Source organism: Microbulbifer agarilyticus (assembly GCF_020171345.1).
Classification (GTDB): domain Bacteria; phylum Pseudomonadota; class Gammaproteobacteria; order Pseudomonadales; family Cellvibrionaceae; genus Microbulbifer; species Microbulbifer agarilyticus_D.
Map to the genome: position 1 here is coordinate 402878 of NZ_JAIUZM010000004.1, position 18434 is coordinate 421311.

The window sequence follows — 18434 nt, forward strand, 5'->3', positions numbered from 1 at the left end:
CCGCATCCATGTTGAGCATACGGAGCCACCTGAAAGGCCGTCTTAGAATTTAGCTGCAGCGGTCAGCCATAGTTTGTCGGTGTCTACGCTGAAGTCATCCGCACTGTAGTTGCTGTACTTCATGCTCAGGTTTACACCGGCCAGCTTGCCTGCAACCAGGAAACCGGCTTCGCTGCCAAGTTTGTCCATGCCGGATACGCCGCTGTCATTGGAGCTTAGCTGGTGGTAGTTGAAAGCCAGTTTCACACCACCCAGGCTGGTGCCGACAGACAGGTAAACGTCTTCAACACCGCCGGCAATGTTGCCGGTACCACCACCGAGAAGCTTGTCATTCCAGCCTTGGAACTTGTGCAGAGTGGCCAGCGGGGTGATGAACTGGCCGTCGGCACCATCAGCACCCAATACTTCGTAGCCGCCGGCAATGTTCACGGAACCCAGTTGGTAGCTGCCTTCTGCCAGCAGGTAGTCGGCATCGTAGTCGGCCGGGTTATCCGCTGCGGAGGACTGCGTGGCGTATTCCAGCGCATATTTCAGACCGCCCTGGCCACCGGCAAAGCGCATACCGTAAGTATCGGTAGAGAAGTGGATGGCATCTTCATTGTCGATCAGGTAGGCATAGCCACTCAGGGTGCCCGCGGAAAGGCCTGCATATTTTGCGTTCAGCAGGTAGGTGTCATTGGTGTGGTCGCCGAGCGGGCTGTCTTCACCAAAAATACGATTCACGTTGTTTACGTGAGCCAGGAACAAGGTGGTGTCTTCCAGGCTGGTATTGGTTACGCTGAAGGCGTCGTAAGTCTGCTCATTCTGACGGAAGCCTACGCCACCAACAAAGCGCTGGTTGTCCAGCAAGATGCGCTGGCGACCGTATTTCACACTGGTGTCGCCGGTAGCGTAAGCGATGTACGCCTGGTTTACTTCGGTGCCTTCCGGATCGGCAACGCCGCCTTCAAAATCGGTGATGTGGGTGACATCGTCCATTTCTACCAGGGTACTGAAACCTTCGTAAGAGGCAGAAGAGAAGGTCAGTCGGGTTTGCAGGCTGGTGAGATCAACGTCAGCGCCATCAACGTCTACCATTTCGGTGCGTGCACGCAGGCCCAGAGTGACGTCGGCTTGCGCCAGGGCATCGGCAAAGCTTGCAACTTGCGGGGCCTCTTCTTCGGTCATTTCCTGAGAGAATGCCGGTGAGGCAATCAGGGCACCCATGGTCAGAACCAGCAGGTTTTTGGTCAGAAGCGGTTGAATGGAAGGTTTTTGGTTTTTCATATTGTGTTCCTATCAAGGAGAGTAAAAGTGTTTGGTGATTGCCCTGAGGAAACGTTACCGCGTGTTAACTTTTGGGCTCCCACTCAGGCACTGCAAAAGCCTGGGCGGGAAAGCGAAACTTCTTTGCTGTTACAAGGCGGATTCAGGCCGCGTTATCGACGGTTTCTTTGATATCCCCGGCTGTTTGCGCTGGTGCAGTATTTGGCTTGGCCGGTACGGATTTCTTGGTCGGCACGTCCGGTTTACTGTGTCGTTCGTGTAGGAACTTCAGCACCTTGGCCCGGTATTGGTTGTAGAGAGGGTCATCTGCCAGTTCCAGGCGATGGCGCGGGCGCTCCAGGTCCACCTGTAGAATTTCACCGATGGTGGCGGCCGGGCCATTGGTCATCATTACGATGCGATCAGAAAGCAGTACCGCCTCATCCACATCATGGGTGATCATGATGACGGTATTATTGAGTTCCGCCTGGATTTCCATCAGCGAGTCCTGCATGTGGGCACGGGTCAGTGCGTCCAGTGCGCCAAATGGCTCGTCCATCAGCAAAACTTTGGGCTGCATGGCCAGAGCACGGGCGATACCGACTCGCTGCTTCATACCACCGGAAATTTCATCCGGCCGTTTGTGCATGGCGTGGCTCATGTGAACGAGATCGAGGTTGTGTTCGATCCATTCGCGCATTTCAGCTTTGGATTTGTTTTTACCAAATACCTGCTTTACCGCCAGCTCCACGTTTTCATACGCGGTAAGCCAAGGTAGCAGAGAGTGGTTTTGGAATACGACAGCCCGCTCCGGGCCTGGCTCGGTTACTTCTTTGCCGCTCAGGATGACGCCGCCCCGGGTCGCTTGATAAAGGCCCGCCACAACATTCAAGACTGTTGATTTACCACAGCCGGAGTGGCCGATGAGGGACACGAATTCGCCCTGGGCAATCTTCAGGTCCACATCGCGCAAGGCGGTAAACGGACCCTTCGGGGTCGGGAATTCCATGTCGATGTGGCTAATGTCCAGAAGTACGCTCATTGTCTCGTTCTCCTTAAAAATTGATTCGTCTGGTGCCGGGGTTAGTTCGCTGTTTTGTCCCAGGAAACCAGCTTTTGCAGTGCCAGCATGCCGCGGTCGAGCAGGAAGCCAATCAAGCCGATGACCAGTACTGCGGCCATGATGCGGGCCAAAGAGTCGGAGCTACCATTCTGGAACTCGTCCCATACGAATTTTCCGAGGCCGGGGTTCTGCGCGAGCATCTCCGCGGCAATCAGTACCATCCAGGCCACGCCGAGGGAGAGACGCATGCCGGTAAAGATCATGGGTACGGAGGCTGGCAGAACAATTTTTTGCACGTGTCGCAGGGCGGGCAGGCGCAGTACTTTACTCACATTCACCAAGTCTTTATCAATACCGGCAACACCGACCGCGGTGTTGATAACCATTGGCCACAGGCAGCACAAGGTTACTGTGATGAGTGAATTCAGAAACGATTTGGCTACCAGTGGGTCTGGCGACGTATACAGTGCGGAGACCACCATGGTCACCAGCGGCAGCCAGGCCAGTGGCGATACCGGCTTGAAGATCTGAATGATCGGATTGATTGCGTTGTTCAGCGCCTGGCTCAAACCAATGGTGATACCCAGTGGAATGGCGATAGCTACTGCCAGCAGGAAGCCGCTCATGACGGTTACCAGACTGGTAATGATCTGATCCAAGAAGGTTTCTTTACCTGTGTAGGCGCGGATTTTGGGCTGGTAGTTTGGGTCTTTTGCTACACGTTCCGCATTGCGCTTTTCCTGGCGCTCATAGAAGGCCTGCTCTTTTTCGCGGGAGCGCTGGTGCTCATCATGCAGGGCATTGAACTGCTCCATGACTGCAGCGGGACCGGGAAACTTACCCAATGATGTATCAATATTTTGTGCAGTGACGGACCACAGCAGCAGGAAAGCGAGTATGCCTGCGGCGGGCAGTGCCACCAGTCGGATGGCATTGCTGAAAAAGGTTCCGTCCAGTTGCGGCAGCTTTAGGCCGCTGAATTTTGTGGCGATTACAGTAGCGGTATTCATTCCTGTTACCTCAGCACACGAGTTGAGCGTTAGGGTTGAGCGTTAGACAGAAGCCTGAAAAATTTATTGTTTTGAGGTAGGCACTGGCCTGTTCGGCAGGCCAGTGCTTTTCGAGGCTTGATTACAGTTTTTGTCCGGACTTCAGGCCAATATCGAATTTCTCGATGTAAGCATTTGGCTCTTTGCCGTTGTAGACGATACCGTCGATGAAGTGGGTCTGCGGGTTGCGGAAGCCATCTTCGGTTTCGAAGTCTGGGAATTGCGCTGCAGTAGCCAGCTTCTCTTCAATCAGGGACTTGGCGGCTGCCTGGTAAATGTCAGGGCGGTAAACCTTGGCTGCCAACTCCTTGTACCAGTCGTCAGGCTTGTCTTCGGAGATCTGGCCCCAGCGGCGCATCTGAGTCAGGTACCAGATAGCGTCGGAGTAGTAGGGGTAGGTCGCGTTGTAGCGGAAGAACACGTTGAAGTCTGGTACTTCGCGCTTATCGCCTTTCTCGTATTCAAAAGTACCGGTCATGCTGTTGGCAATTACGTCATAGTCAGCGCCCACGTAGTTAGACTGGGAGAGAATCTTTACCGCTTCCGGGCGGTTCGCGTTGTTGTTCTCGTCCAACCACATAGCGGCGCGAATCAGAGCGCGGGTAACACGAACGGTGGTGTTGGGGTATTTCTCAGCAAACTCTTTGGTGATGCCGAAAACCTTTTCCGGGTTGTCTTTCCAGATTTCGTAGTCGGTTACTACTGGTACGCCAATGCCTTTAAATACTGCCTGCTGGTTCCATGGCTCACCTACGCAGTAGCCGTAGATGGTGCCGGCTTCCAGAGTGGCTGGCATTTGCGGTGGTGGAGTTACGGAAAGCAGGGCGTCTGCATCTATCTGGCCGGAAATGTCGCCCTTGTGCGGTGCGTAGTAGCCCGGGTGGATACCACCAGCGGCGAGCCAGTAGCGCAGCTCGTAGTTGTGCGTGGATACCGGGAATACCATACCCATGTTGAAGGGCTTGCCTTCATCTTTGTATTTTTCAACAACCGGCTTCAGCGCGTCTGCCTTGATCGGGTGTACCGGCTTGCCATCCGCCTGCTTGGGGATGTTTGGCTTCATCTCTTCCCAGATGGCATTGGAAACGGTGATGCCGTTACCGTTCAGGTCCATGGAGAAGGGGGTGATGATCTCGGCTTTGGTGCCGAAGCCCATGGTCGCGGCGATTGGCTGACCGGCGAGCATGTGGGCGCCGTCCAGGCGCCCATCGATTACGCCGTCCAGTAATACTTTCCAGTTGGCCTGTGCTTCGATGGTTACATAAAGGCCTTCATCTTCGAAGTAGCCTTTTTCGTAAGCAATGGCGATGGGGGCCATATCCGTCAGTTTGATAAAGCCAAACGTCAGTTCTTCTTTTTCCGGGTAGCCGAGCTCCTCGGCGGTAGCAGGCGAAATACTGAAGCCCACTGTCAGCGCCAGAGACGCTGCAAGAGTTTTAAATGGCTTGTTCCAGGTCATGGTTAGTTTGCTCCAAGTTTTGTCAGCGATGTAGTTGTAAAACTCTGTATTGAGTGGCCAATGAATCTGGTGACTGCAATTCAGGCCAAAAAAAAGCGCTCACCGACTGCCCGTTACTTTTGACGGGATCGGTGAGCGCCTCTGCTCAAAGACAAGCACCGAGGTGCCTTGTCTGACTAATTTTTTCTGAGCTATCGGTAGCTCGTTGACTGGCAGCTGGATGTGAGCAGCCGGTCATTTCTGGTGCGCGTGGTTAATTACGCGCTCACCCTGACCGTTGCAGACTCCGTGCCAACTTTTCCCACGGTATGTTTATCCAGTCGGAAATTTGGTGGTTTTTGGGGAGGATATATTTGGGGTAAGGAACTACTCGCATCCGTTCAAAGTCCTTGTTTTTACTGGGCTTACTGAACTGAATGCGCCGCAAACTATTTGGCAGCAGAGTGCTGCCTGCCCAATTTTTTAGGCGATTGAGTTAAAGGGAATGCTGCGCCACTGCGTCAGACGTTATGTGTACTTGGGGTTTTGGCCGGTTTGGCTCAGGCGACCGTTTCAGTGCAGGGGAGCGAATGCGGGGATAGATTTGGTGCAGGCTGTTGATCGTGGAGGGGCACAAACGGTGCGCGGGTGGGATTGTTTTGGTGCGAGTGCCTAATCGTTGCACATCCCGGGGTGGGCTGGCTCGAGGCGTTTTAACTGGGAATAAAAAAGGCCGGGTGCTGCCACCCGGCCTTTTGAACTTTCAAGTTCTAATCGAGGGATTAGAAGCTGTAGTTCAGAGATGCGCCTACCAGCCAGGCTTCCAGGTTGGTGGTGCCACCGTCAAAGTAGGTGCCGAGGCCGATGTCTGGAGTCAGCGGCAGGGCCTGGAACTCCTTAATGGGCTCGTCGTCACCCCAGAGGTAGGCCAGGCCACCGTCGACGCTCAGCTGGTCGTTGAACTTGTAGGTACCGCCGAAGGTAACCCACTGACGATCGGCGTCCGGGATGGACAGGGTACGCCAGGTTACCGGCAGACCCAGGCCGCCATTCAGGCCCACAGCAGCGGATTCGATGCGGCCATCTTCGTTAAAGCCGTCGCGGGCTGCACCATTGTCATAGGCATAGCCTACACGCCAGGTGATTTCTTCACATGGGTAGTATTCGGCACCCAGGCTGTAACGCCAGCCGCTCTGGAAGTTTTCTTCCTTGATCAGCAGCGGGTTGTAGCGGTCTACAAGCTCGTCGTTGACGCGCTGATCCGGGAAGAACGCCTGCAGGCGCTCGAAGTCGTCCCAGTCGGTCCACAGAGCGCCCATGGCGATACCCCAGTGCTCATCGAAGCGGTGGTAGACACCGATTTCCAGAGTGTCGGGGAGGTCCAGAGTCAGTCGCGCGCGCTCGTTGTCAAATGGACGTCCATCGACAAAAGAGGGCAGTAGATCGGAGTTTACGTCCGCGTCGATTTCTGGACGCAGCTCGGACTGATAGGAAACACCCACGTGGGTGTGGCCATCCTTACTGCGCCATAAGCCGCCGATGCTCCACCCTACATACCAGTCATCGCCATCGGCATCGAGGATTTTGGCATTGGAGACGGGGAAGCCCAGAAGCTGCTCGGCAGCATCTTCCAGTACGAAATTGTTCGGCACCTTCGTCTTCAGTGTGGCATCGCCATACAGGAAGTTCGCAGAAAGCCCGATACTGAACTGGTCGGCGAAGTCAAATGCAACGGATGGTGCGATAGTGACAGACAGCAGTTCAGTTTTGTCGGCAATATGTGTTACCGGCCAGCTGGAGTTGAAGTCGGTTTCCAGGCCGTAGTCGGTATTCATGGCAATGCCGAATGACCAGCAGTCGTCCAGCGGAATCGCCAGATAGGCGTTAGGCACAAACGCGGAGCTGGCGTAATCGTCTGCCTTATCGAAAACAGACGCTGCCAGCACAGGGCCTTGCTGGGTCAGCAGGTAATAGTCGGTGTTGCCCGCGGCATCAATTTCCGGGTTTACGTAGGTCACGCCTACGGAGAAAGCCATTTCATTGAACAGCGCAGAACCTGCCGGGTTACGTGCCAGAATGGCGGCGTTATCGCCAATGGCATTTTCCGCGGCAAACGCGCGGCCCAAACCGGAGGTACTGGATTCCTGGAGGGCGAAACCAGCTGCAAATGCACCACTCGAATAAGTACCGGCGGTTACGGAACAGATCGCTGCGGCTAATGCGGCTTTACGCAGAGTTTTAGTGTTCATGAGGTCCCACTCAATTACTGAAATGAATGCCAGTTGGTGTGGAAGCCCACTCCGAAACTTGGCTGAGAATCTATTCCGGAAAAAGTTTGCATGCAGCAAACATGTTCCTAGTAGATGGAGTCTAGCAGTGTCAAATTTACCTACTAGATAAATGCGGCGTCTTTATAGAGACGAATTGCGGAAAAATCTACGCTTTGACGTAATTTTTTTGGAGAGTGTGGGAAAGTTTTAAAAATTATTTTTTGTTGGAAATTTCTTTGCCATCAATGAGTAATTTTGTCAGGGTGATCTGGTAGCTTTTGCCATTTTCTTCGCGTTGCATCAGTTTTACGAGTGCATAGTTCCACTCAGGCGCGAACCATATGTTTGTGGCGCGCTGTGCACCTTCGTCGCGAATGCGTTGCACCTTTATTGTTTCGATGTCGCCCATCGGTGTTTTGACGGTTTCCTTGCCTGCCACTTCAAATTCGTACTCGCGAATTTTTTTTCCATCGGCCACCAGATACTTCAAAGGTTGCTTGCCATTGGCAACGTCAATGGCCAATTGCATCTGATAACTTATCTTGTCTTGAATATTTTCCGGTGCTTTTTCGATGCTGCGGGACTTGTTGTAAATATTCACGACACGCTTGCCGTCATCTTCAAAGCTGAGCGCAGTGTGCCGATCGCGGCCGAGGCCGGATTTTTGATAATCGTAGTGCTGTGGTATCAGGCGCAGCCCTTCTTGTGCAAAGCGGGAGTACTCTTCGATTTTTGCAAACATGGAGTGAGCGGAGAAATCCAGGCGCCAGCTTTGCGGGTTGCCGCTGAGTGTGCGTTCCGCCTTGACGGCAAAGCCGCTGAACTTGGCTTCGTAGGTGGCAGTGAAGGGAAGTAGTACGCGGGGTGCCGCAGGCTGTGCGCTTGTCTCGGCAACAGTCGTCAGGCTGCCCAGCAGGAAGGAGGTGAGTACGATAGTAAATAAAGGTAAACGGAGAGAAGTAGACGCAATAGAACGAATAATGCGGGCGCAACGATTCAAGAGATAACCTCCGGCCTGTTATTGGACTTCCATCGATATGGATGCTCTCAGGCCGGAAGTTGTTCCGGCCTTACAACCGCAACCCGCTGCGAGGTAATAGTTCTCCGTCGAATTCGGCGCGGTCGCCGATCATACGAAGACGCCCCTGGGCAAACCACTGGGCTACCTGCGGGTAGATTTTATGTTCCTGCACCAGCACCCGTTGTGCAAGCACCTCGGGCGTGTCACCGGCCTCGATGGGGACGGCAGCCTGTAAAATAGAAGGACCGCCATCCAGCTCCTCGGTGACAAAGTGCACGGTGGCGCCGTGTTCATCGTCGCCAGCCTCCAGTGCACGCTTGTGCGTGTGCAGGCCCTGGTACTTTGGCAGCAAAGATGGATGAATGTTCAATAGACGTCCACTGTAGTGGCGTACAAAGTCCGGGGTAAGGATGCGCATAAACCCGGCCAGTATTACGAGGTCCGGTTCGTAGCTGTCGATCAGCTCGACCATGGCTTGGTCAAAACTGTCGCGGTCGGCAAAACCCTTGTGGCTCAGAACCTCAGTTGCCACACCCGCGTTTTGCGCGCGGGTGAGTCCGTAGGCATCGGCTTTGTTGCTGATGACAGCTTCAACGGCGTATTCGCATTCCGCGTTTGCCGCCGCATCGAGGAACGTCTGCAGGTTGCTGCCGCTGCCCGAAATAAGGACGACGGCGCGACACTTGCGTGTAGGGGAGGAAGAGTCGGCAGACATATAAGATTACAGGCCCGCCAGCTCAACCGCTTCGCCACCGTCGGCGGCTTCAATGCTGCCGACGATGAAGGCGTCTTCACCCAGTTCCTGCAGCTTGGCAACGGCCTTGTCGGCCTGCTCAGCGGGAACGCAGATCACCATGCCCACACCACAGTTGAAGGTGCGGTACATCTCGCGGCTTTCGATGTTGCCGGCTTCCTGCAGCCAGCGGAATACCGGGGGCAGGTCCCAGCTCTTGGTGTCGATAACGGCACGGGCGTTGTCCGGAAGTACGCGCGGCAGGTTTTCCAGCAGGCCGCCACCGGTAATGTGGCTCAGTGCATTTACCTGTACTTCCTTCATCAGGGCGAGCAGGCTCTTCACATAGATACGGGTCGGCGCCATCAGGGATTCGGCCAGGGATTTGCCTTCCAGGTCCTTATTCAGGTCGGCACCACTGATTTCCAGCACCTTGCGGATCAGGGAGTAGCCGTTGGAGTGCGGTCCAGAGGCGCCGAGGCCAATTAGCTTGTCACCGGTCTTAACCTTGCTGCCGTCGATAATTTCGGACTTTTCCACCACGCCCACGCAGAAGCCTGCGAGGTCATAGTCTTCGCCCTCGTACATACCGGGCATTTCGGCGGTCTCGCCGCCCACCAGTGCCGCGCCGGCCAGTTCACAGCCTTTGCCGATGCCGGTGACCACATCGGCGGCGATGTCGACGTTCAGCTTGCCGGTGGCGTAGTAGTCGAGGAAGAACAGCGGCTCAGCGCCGGCTACTACCAGATCATTCACACACATGGCGACCAGGTCGATACCGATGCTGTCGTGGATGCCCAGATCCATGGCCAGGCGCAGTTTGGTGCCGACACCGTCGGTGCCGGATACCAGTACCGGCTCTTTATAGCCGCTGGGCAGCTGGCACAGGGCGCCGAAGCCCCCCAGACCGCCCATGACCTCCGGGCGCGTGGTGCGCTTGGCCACGTGCTTGATACGCTCAACCAGAGCGTTACCCGCGTCGATATCGACACCGGCGTCTTTATAGCTGAGAGAAGGGCTTGTGGAGGAGTTGGGCTTGGAGTCGCTCATGGTTCAACCTGATAAGGGCCTAGATAAGAAGGGCGCGTATTCTAGTAGAAAATTACCTGAATGTGCGAACTGAAGGCTGGGAGAAACAGCCGACACTGATACAATAGCCGGTAATTGAATGCCGAGGTTCGTCTTCGGCGTGGGAACGCACTGCGAGATTGCCCCCCTAGGCAGCGAATTCTGCTGAGGGATGACGACCAAATGTGCGTCTGATATGTAATAACATGTCTGGACCAGTATTAACGTCTGTGACTAAAGAGTGTCTGTGACATATAAAGAGGTAAAGGGGACCGCGAGCCAATGCCATCGATCATAACCCCCCGGGTATTACTCTGTTTCGCTTTCATGCTGGCGGTATTACTAGCCCTGCCAGCGTCTGCCCGCGTCATGCCAGACCTCTACGATGTCAGTGAGGCGGTTGCCAGCCGCGGTGCCAGTGACCGCGCTAGCGCCACAGCGCGTGCCCTGGAGCGAGTATTTATCCGGGTAACCGGCGATCTGGAAATTGCCAACAATCCCAAGATTGGTCCGGTACTCAAACAGTCCCAGAAGCTGGTGCAGAGCTACCGCTACGAAAGTGATGGCAACCAGCTGTACCTGAACCTGGCGTTTGACCCGCAGGCGGTCGGCGACCTTGTGCACAAACTGCAATTGCCGCTGTGGCCCAACAATCGCCCGGGCACCCTGGTGTGGATGGCGGTGGATACCCTGCAGGGCGGACGCGATGCCCTGCGCCAGGAAGACTACCCGGAGCTGTTCGGCCTGCTTGACGGTCTCGCCATGGAGCGCGGGCTACCTCTCGACTTTCCCGTCATGGATTTGAACGACCAGCGCAGCATGCCGCTGGGCAGTCTGTGGGCACAGGACGAAGGTGCCGCCGAGCGTGCCGGCGTGCGCTACCGCCCCGATGCCACCTTGATGGGCCGCCTGCTACAGACTTCCAGCCAGCGCTGGCAAGCCAACTGGCTGTTGATCCACGGTGGTCGCAGCTATGCGTTTGATGCCAGCGGTAGTTCCATGGAAGAAGTGGCGTTGCGCGGTGTGAACGGCGCGGCCAATTTGCTGGCAGAGCGCTATGCGGTGCGTAGCTCTGATACTGGCGTAACCAGCGCGGTGCTGGTGGAAATCTCCGGTATCCGCAGCTTCGCCCAGTACTCCGCGGCGACTTCCTACCTGCAGGGCCTGGCCCAGGTCAGCAGTGCAGACGTGCTCGCCGTGAATGGCGACCGCCTGACCCTGGCGTTGACCACCAGCACCCAGCTGCAAACCCTGCAGAATGTCCTCTCCCTGAACCGCAACCTGCAGTCGGCTCGCGACGACGGACTGGTCGATCTCTCCGGCTACCGCGCGCCGCTGGGCAGTGCGCAGAATCCATTGCGATACAGCTGGCAGTAAGATTCGTGGCAGGTAGCAGTCAATCCGGTGGTGTGCCGCAGCAGCTCCCTTTGGGGGTCTCCCTGCGCGACGACGCCACCTTTGCCAACTTTTTCCAGTCGCCGGACGATGGCAATCGTCAGGTGGTGGGTATGTTGCAGGCCTTTGCCAGTGGGCAGAGTCCGGAACAGGCAATGTACCTCTGGGGCGAGTCTGGCAGCGGGGTGACGCATTTGCTGCAATCTGCCTGTCAGGTGGCCGAGGCCACCGGGCGCCGTTTTCAGTACCTGCCGTTGACGGATCTTATTCACGCCGACCCGGAGCCGATTGTCGAAGGGCTGGAGAATCTGGATCTCGTATGTATCGATGATCTGCAGGAGATCGAGGGCCGCGCACATTGGCAGACCGCGCTGTTTCATTTATACAACCGCCTGCGCGATAGCGGCCGACAGCTGTTGCTGGGTGCCCGGCAGTCGCCGCGCGGTCTGAATCTTACCCTGGCGGACCTGAAGTCCCGCCTACAGTGGGGCCTCACCTTCCAGTTGCATCCCCTGAGCGACAGCGACAAGCTGGGCGCATTGATCCAGCGCAGCAAGCTGCGCGGGTTCGACCTGCCAGAGGATGTGGCCCAGTACATCCTGCACCGCGCGCCGCGGGATACCCGCGCCCTGTTTGCCTGCCTGGAACAGCTCGACCGCGCCTCTTTACAGGCGCAGCGCAAGGTCACCATCCCTTTCGTCAAGCAGGTCCTTAATATTTGACCGCGCCGTAGCCTTCACACTGGCTACTGACCTCACTGCCATCCTCCGGGCGGAAGTGCCCATCGAAGCACCGCGGTAGCGGCCAGCGCGGCTTGCGAATGCGCAAGCCCAGGGATTCGTCGCAGGCTTGATCGCCCCTGTTCAAACACCAGTTGCCCGGCTCCGCTCGCGGTGCGTCATTGCGCTGATGGCGAAACTGGGAAACCGCGTTGTATACCAGTCGGCGCGCCCGGTTCAGGCTGCCCAGTGGCTCCCACGCGCCAACGCCACGCCAGGGGTTCATCGACAGGTTTTCACAAAACGCCTGCTGGGCCTCGCCGGTAAATTCCTGTGGCGGAATATGTACGCGGGCCACGGGAATAAACGGAGATTGTGATTGCTGCCAGATCACGGTGCCGTCATCCAGCGGCATGTCTGCCTCGCTCGCCCCTACAACTTTTGGTTGCAGCATAAATTCGAAGCAGGCACTGCCTGTGTTCAGGGTGTCGGCCATCTGCTCGGTAAGAAAATTGTCGTCACTCTGCTGAACGGTGACAGGGTAGCGGCTGCCAGGACAGGGGCGTGAGGAGAATTTTACCGGGGTATTCCCCAATCGATAGGGCAGCATGGAAAAGTACTGCGCATCCAGCGGGTTATTGATGGTCGAGGATACGGTCTGGTAGGCACGCAGGGTTTCGATTGGGTGAAGCCGCGGCGGCCATAGGCCCATAAACCAGCCGCCGCGATCCATCTTCGCCAGGTACTGCATATTGTCCGCGTAATCGAAAATGTTGCGATTAAAAAACGCCGGCATGTTGGTCATGATGAAATCCTGGTTGGTGCTGCCTGCATCCGCCAGTTCCGGCGCAATGGGCGTGCCCGGGGTATTCATCACTTTCACCGCCATACCGCGGGCGTCACCTTCTCCATCGGACTGTACCTGCATGTCGCCATTGGAGAAGCGAATCCACGCACGGTAACTGCGGCCGGGTTCACTGAAAATGGAGTGGCGGAAGCGCGGTGGGATATCGCCGTTGATCTCGAATTCCGCGCGCACGCAACCGGTGGCTTTGGCGTGGGCGTCTCTCCGGTAGTGGTTCCCGTAGCGCGGGCTGTTGAGCGCGTGCGCTGCTTTAGAAATTTCCCTTGCCGATTGAATTGCCGACGCAATGGCGGCCTGCTCGGCGGCGGAGATTTCCATTCCCAACGTATCCAGCTTGGCAGGCTTCACTTCATGCGCAGTTTCTTTAGCGGAAGCGAATAATGTTGTGGACGCGCAAAACATCGCGGCGAGTATTGGTGCAGTAATACCTTTGTGGGAGCGCAGTAACCTCATCGTGTTACCTCGCTCTTGGCAAGTTGCGGTGCCGCATCGTGGCGGAAGGGGGTGCACGCCTGGTCGCCGATGGCACTGGCCGGCGGTTCCGGGTATTGATCCCAGTTTTGTGGGTCGCCACCTAAGCGTTCCGAGAAGTCCGGATTGCCCATCACCTTCAGGTACTCCAGCAGTGCCAGTCGTTCGCCCTCCTTGAAGCGTCGACCGATACGCCCGGGCACGTCGGCATCGGTGAACTGGTGGCCGCTATTACTGTTACCTTTTTGCGTGGTATCAAATTCGAAATTACCGCGGCGCATCTCGGTCATATAGCCCAGCTTCTGTGGATTGTATTCCCGGTGGCCGACACCGAAACGTACCGGGCGGACCTCTCTCGGTGAGAGCAGGTCATAAATAGTGGGCACCGAGCCGTTATGCAGGAAGGGCGGGGTGGCCCAGACACCGTGCAATGGGCGGGCCTTGTACGCGGCTTTATTGACGATGCGGAAGGGCACATTCAGCCCGTCGTAATCGGCGATGCCATTGGCGTCGCTGGATATACCGCTGTTTTCGTACAGCACCGGCACCAGTTCATTGATGAGCAGTTGCAATCCGTCACCGGCATTCACACGACGGTTAACGGTGTCGTCCGGGTCGTTTGGATTTTTGGCCACCAGTGGACCTGGGTCGTAGGTGTGATCGACAAAGTTGTTCGCTGCGGTGGGGTCGGTTCCGATCACTTCCACATCAATCCAGGGCACCGCCCAGATGGACTCGCGCCAGTCTTCGCGCAGCGGGTGGTCTTGCTCGTCATAACTGATCTGGCCCGACATATCCCACTGCCAGTTTACGTCGCGCTGCTTGCCGGGGTTGTCACCGGGCTTGGCGGCGACCGCCCACTGGTATGGCTTGGATGGGTGCGGGCCGTGGCAGTGGGCACACTGATCGGCGAACAGTTCCTTGCCTTCGCTGGCCTGAGCGATATCAATTTCACCCAACACATCTTCCGGCCACTTGGGCGGCCGCAGTTTGCGCAGGGTGGTTTCCACACAATGCATACCCTTCACATCGATGGTGGTTTGGCCGAATTCGCCCTCGGGAAGTAGGTTCCCTTCTTCGTCCACCAGTTTTACCGGCGCCATCACCCCGAGGCCTTCGCCCACGTTGCGCGCCATGGCCTGGTTGGTAAAACCGGTATATTGCACCCAGTCAAAACGCCATATGTCCCACAAAAACGGGTAGCTCACCGGTGCATCTGCCGGCTGATAATTCTCTTCAATATTCAGGTTGTAGCCGAACACCACATTGCCGATACGCCCCACCGCATCGGTGCGGCCGCGGCCTTCGGTCACCGGGAAGTTTGCATCGCGCCCCGGGCCTTTGGCGAATTCAAAGAAGCGTTTGCGGTATGCGGAAAAATCCTGCTTTAGCTGTGCCCGTGCCTGTTTATCATCGCCGGCGACTTCATCGGCAAAGCGCGACCACTTCAGGGGATTGAACGCTGTTTCCAGTGTGGTGGCACCCAGGGAGAAAATGAATTCCCCGGGGGCACTTGTGGACATGCCGTGAATAGCTTGGCCGCCATCTACGCGCAGCGCGGTACCCTTGTAGTGCAGTTCACCGGTGTGGCACAGGGCGCAGCCCAGGTCCAGGCGCTCGGAATCGTCAAAGATATTGGTGTGGCTGCCCATACCTACCGGGTAAATACTGCCAGCGTTGGATTTGGGGCTGAAGGTGGGGTCGATAATAAAACCCCAGCCACGCATGTTTTCTTCGCTGGCCAGCTTTTCTTTGGAAAATGGTTGCTCCAGTGCCTGCAGCCACTCGAAGTGCAGCCCCTGCAGTTCCGTTCCCTGTGGAGTGTTGTAAAACAGTTGGCGGTCTTCGTCCGTCCACCCCTGGTCCAGATAGCGCACTTCAGAAATATTTTCTTCGGTGATATTGGGTTCAAAGAACTTGTGCGCGAGGGTGCAGCCGGTCAGAGTGAGCCCGCAAATAGCAGACAGGGCAAGGGGTAACTTGAGACGACGAAAATCCATTTGCGTGTATTCCCAGTGAGAGCAATCGAGTTGTACTTCGGCGGTGGCGGCGTATCAGCGAAGTGCAGAGCGCGACCGCAAAGCCACACATTGTAAATTGCGCCAACGGAAATAAAAGAGGGGAAAAGGGGGGAAAGGGAGAAAAGGGGCGTGCTACCGCTTAAGGTGCCCAAGAAATGTAAAAAGAGTGCAAGGAAGAGGGAAGAAAGGGGGCTTGGAGTGGGGGAGTGTGAATCAATGTCACAAATGGGAGTTTGTCGGCAGTGCGGCCACCGCCACCCGGTGGGGGTGACGGCAGCGCACGCAGGGCTTAGTCCGCCTGTTTGCTGTTTACCCAGTCGGTAACCAGCTCTTCCAGCACGTCCAGTGGTACCGCACCGTTGGCCAGCACCACATCGTGGAATTCGCGGATATCGAATTTATCGCCCAACTGCTGTTTGGCGTTTTCGCGCAGTTCCAGGATTTTCATCATGCCGATCTTGTAGGCGGTGGCCTGACCAGGCATCACGATGTAGCGTTCAATGGCTTTCACTACATCCTCTTTGGGGTTGGGGCTGTTTTCTGCCAGCCAATCAATGGTTTCCTCGCGGGTCCATTTCTTGCTGTGCAGGCCGGTATCCACCACCAGGCGGCCAGCGCGCCACAGTTCCATCGCCAGGCGGCCGAAGTCGGAGTAGGGGTCCTGGTAGAGACCAATTTCCTTGGGCACCAGTTCGGAGTACAGACCCCAGCCTTCGGTGTACGCAGTGTAACCACCGAACTTGCGGAAGCTCGGAACGTTTTCCAGTTCCTGCATGATGGACAGCTGCATGTGGTGTCCTGGAATGCCTTCGTGGTAAGCGAGCGCTTCCATCTGGTACACCGGCATGCTGCTCATCTTGTACAGGTTGGCGTAGTAGATACCGGGGCGAGAACCGTCCGGCGCCGGACGCTGGTAGAAGGCTTTACCGGCTGATTTTTCACGGAAGGGCTCTACCGCTTTTACGACCAGGTCTGCCTTGGGTTTGGTGATGAACAACTCATCCAGGCGCCCTTTCAGGTTGTCGATCATCGCAGTCGCTTCTTTCAGGTAGCGCTGCTTGCCTTCCTCGGTTTCCGGGTAGTAGAACTCCTTGTCGGTACGCATGAACTCAAAGAATTCCTGCAGCGTGCCTTCAAACTTCACCTTGGCCATGATCTCGCGCATTTCATCGTGAATGCGCTTCACATCTTCAAGACCCTTCTGGTGGATCTCTTCGGCGGTCATATCGGTGGTGGTGTACACATTCAGGCGGTGCTGATAGAAAGCATCGCCGTCGGGGAGTTTCCAGGCACCATCGTCGGTGGTGGCTTTCTGTTCCAGTTCGCCCAGGTAACCGATGAGTTTTTCATAGGCCGGCTTTACGCTGTCGAGCATCGCGGTTTTTGCTTGTTCTATGAGCGCGGTTTTTTCCTCGTCGCTGATTTCCAGCTTGTCCACCTTGCCCTTGAAGTCGGCGTACAGGGTGCTGTCTTCGCCATCGTCATAGGGCGCGCCGGTGATCAGGTTTTTACCGTCACTGATAATGTACGGGAATACAAACTTGGGCACGATCACGCCCTTGTCGGCGCGGGCCTGCAGGTTTTCGATCAGCTGGTCGAAGTGTGCGGGCAGGGCGTTCAGGCGGGAGATGTAGGCTTCCGCATCGGACGCATCGTCGATGCGATGCTGGTTGATCAGCATGGATGCCACGCTGGTGTGAGCGGCGTACATCTGGTTTACCGGGTAAGTATGCAGTCGCCACTTCCAGCCCTCGATATTTTGCTCCAGGTTGCGGATGGCAAGGTCTAGAGACAGGCGGGTCGCCTTATCGAGTTTGTTCGGGTCGATCTTTTTCAGCGCTTCCAGCTGGCTCTTATAGATCTCGTGGGTTTCTTTTTCAAACTCCGGCGAGAGATTGTCCCATTTGCCGTAATCTTCTTTCATGCCCAGGAAGGTTTTGAATTCCGGGCTGCGGCTTACGTGTGTCTGGAACTGTTGTTCAAACAGTTCATTGGTCTGCTGGATAACCTCGGCGTCGCCCTCAGATGCCGCAGCACTGGTTGCAGTTTCTGCGCTCTCGGTAGCTGCCTGCTCGGTTACCGGTGCGGTCTCGTTAGCAGCAGTGTTCTTCTCTTGACCGGCTTGTTCACGGTCACAACCTGTCATGGCCAGCGCGCTTATGGCGGCTGCTAGCAGAGTCAGCTTGAGCTTCATGGTATGTCTCAATGTTAATGGATGAAGGGTGGAACGAATTTTTAGCGTTCAGTGTTTTAACGAGAAGGGGCGCCAGTTGCAAATTTTTGTGGCGTTCTGGTCACTTTTTGCGCGGAGGGGGTGTGGTAGGAGTGGGAGTAAATATGTATCGGAAATAAAAAACGGGCCCTTAAGGCCCGTTATTCGCATCACTGGGTTGAGTCAGTGATTAGGCAAAGTTCTGGTTCACGAAGTCCCAGTTCAGCAGTGCCCAGAACGCTTCCATGTACTTTGGACGCGCGTTGCGGTAGTCGATGTAGTAAGCGTGTTCCCAAACGTCGCAGGTCAGCAGCGGAGTAACGCTGCTGTCGGTCAGCGGGGTTTCGGCGTTGGAAGTGTTTACGATGGCAACGGAGCCGTCGGACTTCTTCACCAGCCAAGTCCAGCCGGAACCGAAGTTGTTCACAGCGCTTGCGGTGAATTCTTCTTTGAACTTGTCGAAGGAACCGAAAGCGGCGTTAATGGCTTCAGCCACGGCGCCAGTGGCTGCGCCGCCACCGTTGGGGCTCAGGCAGTTCCAGTAGAAGGTGTGGTTCCAGATCTGGGCTGCGTTGTTGAAAACACCACCGGAGGAGGACTTGATCACTTCTTCCAGGGATTTGTCAGCTTCCGGGGTACCGTCCAGCAGGCCGTTCAGCTTGTCGACGTAGGTCTTGTGGTGTTTGCCGTAGTGGTATTCCAGGGTTTCCTGGGAGATGTGCGGCTGCAGTGCGTCCATAGCATAGGGGAGTTCGGGCAGAACGTGTGCCATGTGGTATTCCTTCCTTTGTCTGGGACCCATACCGACCCAAGTACGGTAGTAGGTCAGTTATTGATGGGCCGCATTCTACACCTGCTTGATGT

The 18434-nt window shown here is 56.2% G+C and carries 14 protein-coding genes; 2 read left to right on the top strand and 12 right to left on the bottom strand.

Features of this window, described 5'->3' with window-relative positions:
* Positions 1-42: 42 nt before the first annotated feature.
* The 8 genes from LCM31_RS14570 to purM form a co-directional block, all read right to left on the bottom strand.
* Complete coding sequence (locus LCM31_RS14570) at positions 43-1266, bottom strand: alginate export family protein (protein ID WP_224871249.1); 1224 nt, start codon at positions 1264-1266, stop codon at positions 43-45.
* Positions 1267-1408: 142 nt separating this feature from the next.
* The gene (locus tag LCM31_RS14575) at positions 1409-2287 is read right to left on the bottom strand and encodes an ABC transporter ATP-binding protein (protein WP_224871251.1); all 879 of its coding nucleotides are present in this window, start codon (positions 2285-2287) and stop codon (positions 1409-1411) included.
* A gap of 41 nt (positions 2288-2328) precedes the next feature.
* Positions 2329-3318, bottom strand: a complete 990-nt coding sequence (locus tag LCM31_RS14580; protein WP_157520374.1) for an ABC transporter permease — start codon at positions 3316-3318, stop codon at positions 2329-2331.
* Positions 3319-3439: 121 nt separating this feature from the next.
* A complete protein-coding gene (locus tag LCM31_RS14585) occupies positions 3440-4816 on the bottom strand; it encodes a CmpA/NrtA family ABC transporter substrate-binding protein (protein ID WP_224871253.1) in 1377 nt (458 codons plus the stop codon).
* Positions 4817-5577: 761 nt separating this feature from the next.
* Positions 5578-7044, bottom strand: a complete 1467-nt coding sequence (locus tag LCM31_RS14590; protein ID WP_224871255.1) for an OmpP1/FadL family transporter — start codon at positions 7042-7044, stop codon at positions 5578-5580.
* 235 nt (positions 7045-7279) lie between these two features.
* Positions 7280-8065 carry a DUF3108 domain-containing protein gene (locus LCM31_RS14595; protein ID WP_224871257.1) on the bottom strand — a complete coding sequence of 262 codons (786 nt, stop codon included), beginning with the start codon at positions 8063-8065 and terminating at the stop codon, positions 7280-7282.
* A 70-nt stretch (positions 8066-8135) separates the two neighbouring features.
* Positions 8136-8801 carry a phosphoribosylglycinamide formyltransferase gene (gene purN, locus LCM31_RS14600; protein WP_224871259.1) on the bottom strand — a complete coding sequence of 222 codons (666 nt, stop codon included), beginning with the start codon at positions 8799-8801 and terminating at the stop codon, positions 8136-8138.
* A gap of 6 nt (positions 8802-8807) precedes the next feature.
* The gene (gene purM / locus LCM31_RS14605) at positions 8808-9869 is read right to left on the bottom strand and encodes a phosphoribosylformylglycinamidine cyclo-ligase (RefSeq protein WP_224871261.1); all 1062 of its coding nucleotides are present in this window, start codon (positions 9867-9869) and stop codon (positions 8808-8810) included.
* A 300-nt stretch (positions 9870-10169) separates the two neighbouring features.
* Here purM and LCM31_RS14610 point away from each other — a divergent pair, with 300 nt between their 5' ends.
* Together LCM31_RS14610 and hda are read left to right on the top strand one after the other, a co-directional pair.
* Positions 10170-11264: a DUF2066 domain-containing protein gene (locus tag LCM31_RS14610; protein WP_224871262.1), complete on the top strand. Its 1095-nt coding sequence runs from the start codon at positions 10170-10172 to the stop codon at positions 11262-11264.
* 5 nt (positions 11265-11269) lie between these two features.
* Positions 11270-12004, top strand: coding sequence for a DnaA regulatory inactivator Hda (gene hda, locus LCM31_RS14615; RefSeq protein ID WP_224871264.1), 735 nt, complete (start codon positions 11270-11272; stop codon positions 12002-12004).
* On the opposite strand, the gene LCM31_RS14620 is transcribed toward hda, so the two are convergent.
* The 4 genes from LCM31_RS14620 to LCM31_RS14635 form a co-directional block, all read right to left on the bottom strand.
* Complete coding sequence (locus LCM31_RS14620) at positions 11994-13319, bottom strand: catalase family protein (RefSeq protein ID WP_224871266.1); 1326 nt, start codon at positions 13317-13319, stop codon at positions 11994-11996. The genes hda and LCM31_RS14620 overlap by 11 nt on opposite strands.
* On the bottom strand, positions 13316-15337 hold the full coding sequence (locus LCM31_RS14625; protein ID WP_224871268.1) for a di-heme-cytochrome C peroxidase: 2022 nt from the start codon (positions 15335-15337) through the stop codon (positions 13316-13318). The genes LCM31_RS14620 and LCM31_RS14625 overlap by 4 nt, the downstream gene beginning before the upstream one ends.
* 310 nt (positions 15338-15647) lie before the next feature.
* Positions 15648-17552 (bottom strand): DUF885 domain-containing protein, encoded by a 1905-nt coding sequence (locus LCM31_RS14630; protein WP_224871270.1) that lies wholly within the window; start codon positions 17550-17552, stop codon positions 15648-15650.
* 208 nt (positions 17553-17760) lie between these two features.
* Positions 17761-18342: a superoxide dismutase gene (locus LCM31_RS14635; protein WP_010131551.1), complete on the bottom strand. Its 582-nt coding sequence runs from the start codon at positions 18340-18342 to the stop codon at positions 17761-17763.
* Positions 18343-18434: the final 92 nt, after the last annotated feature.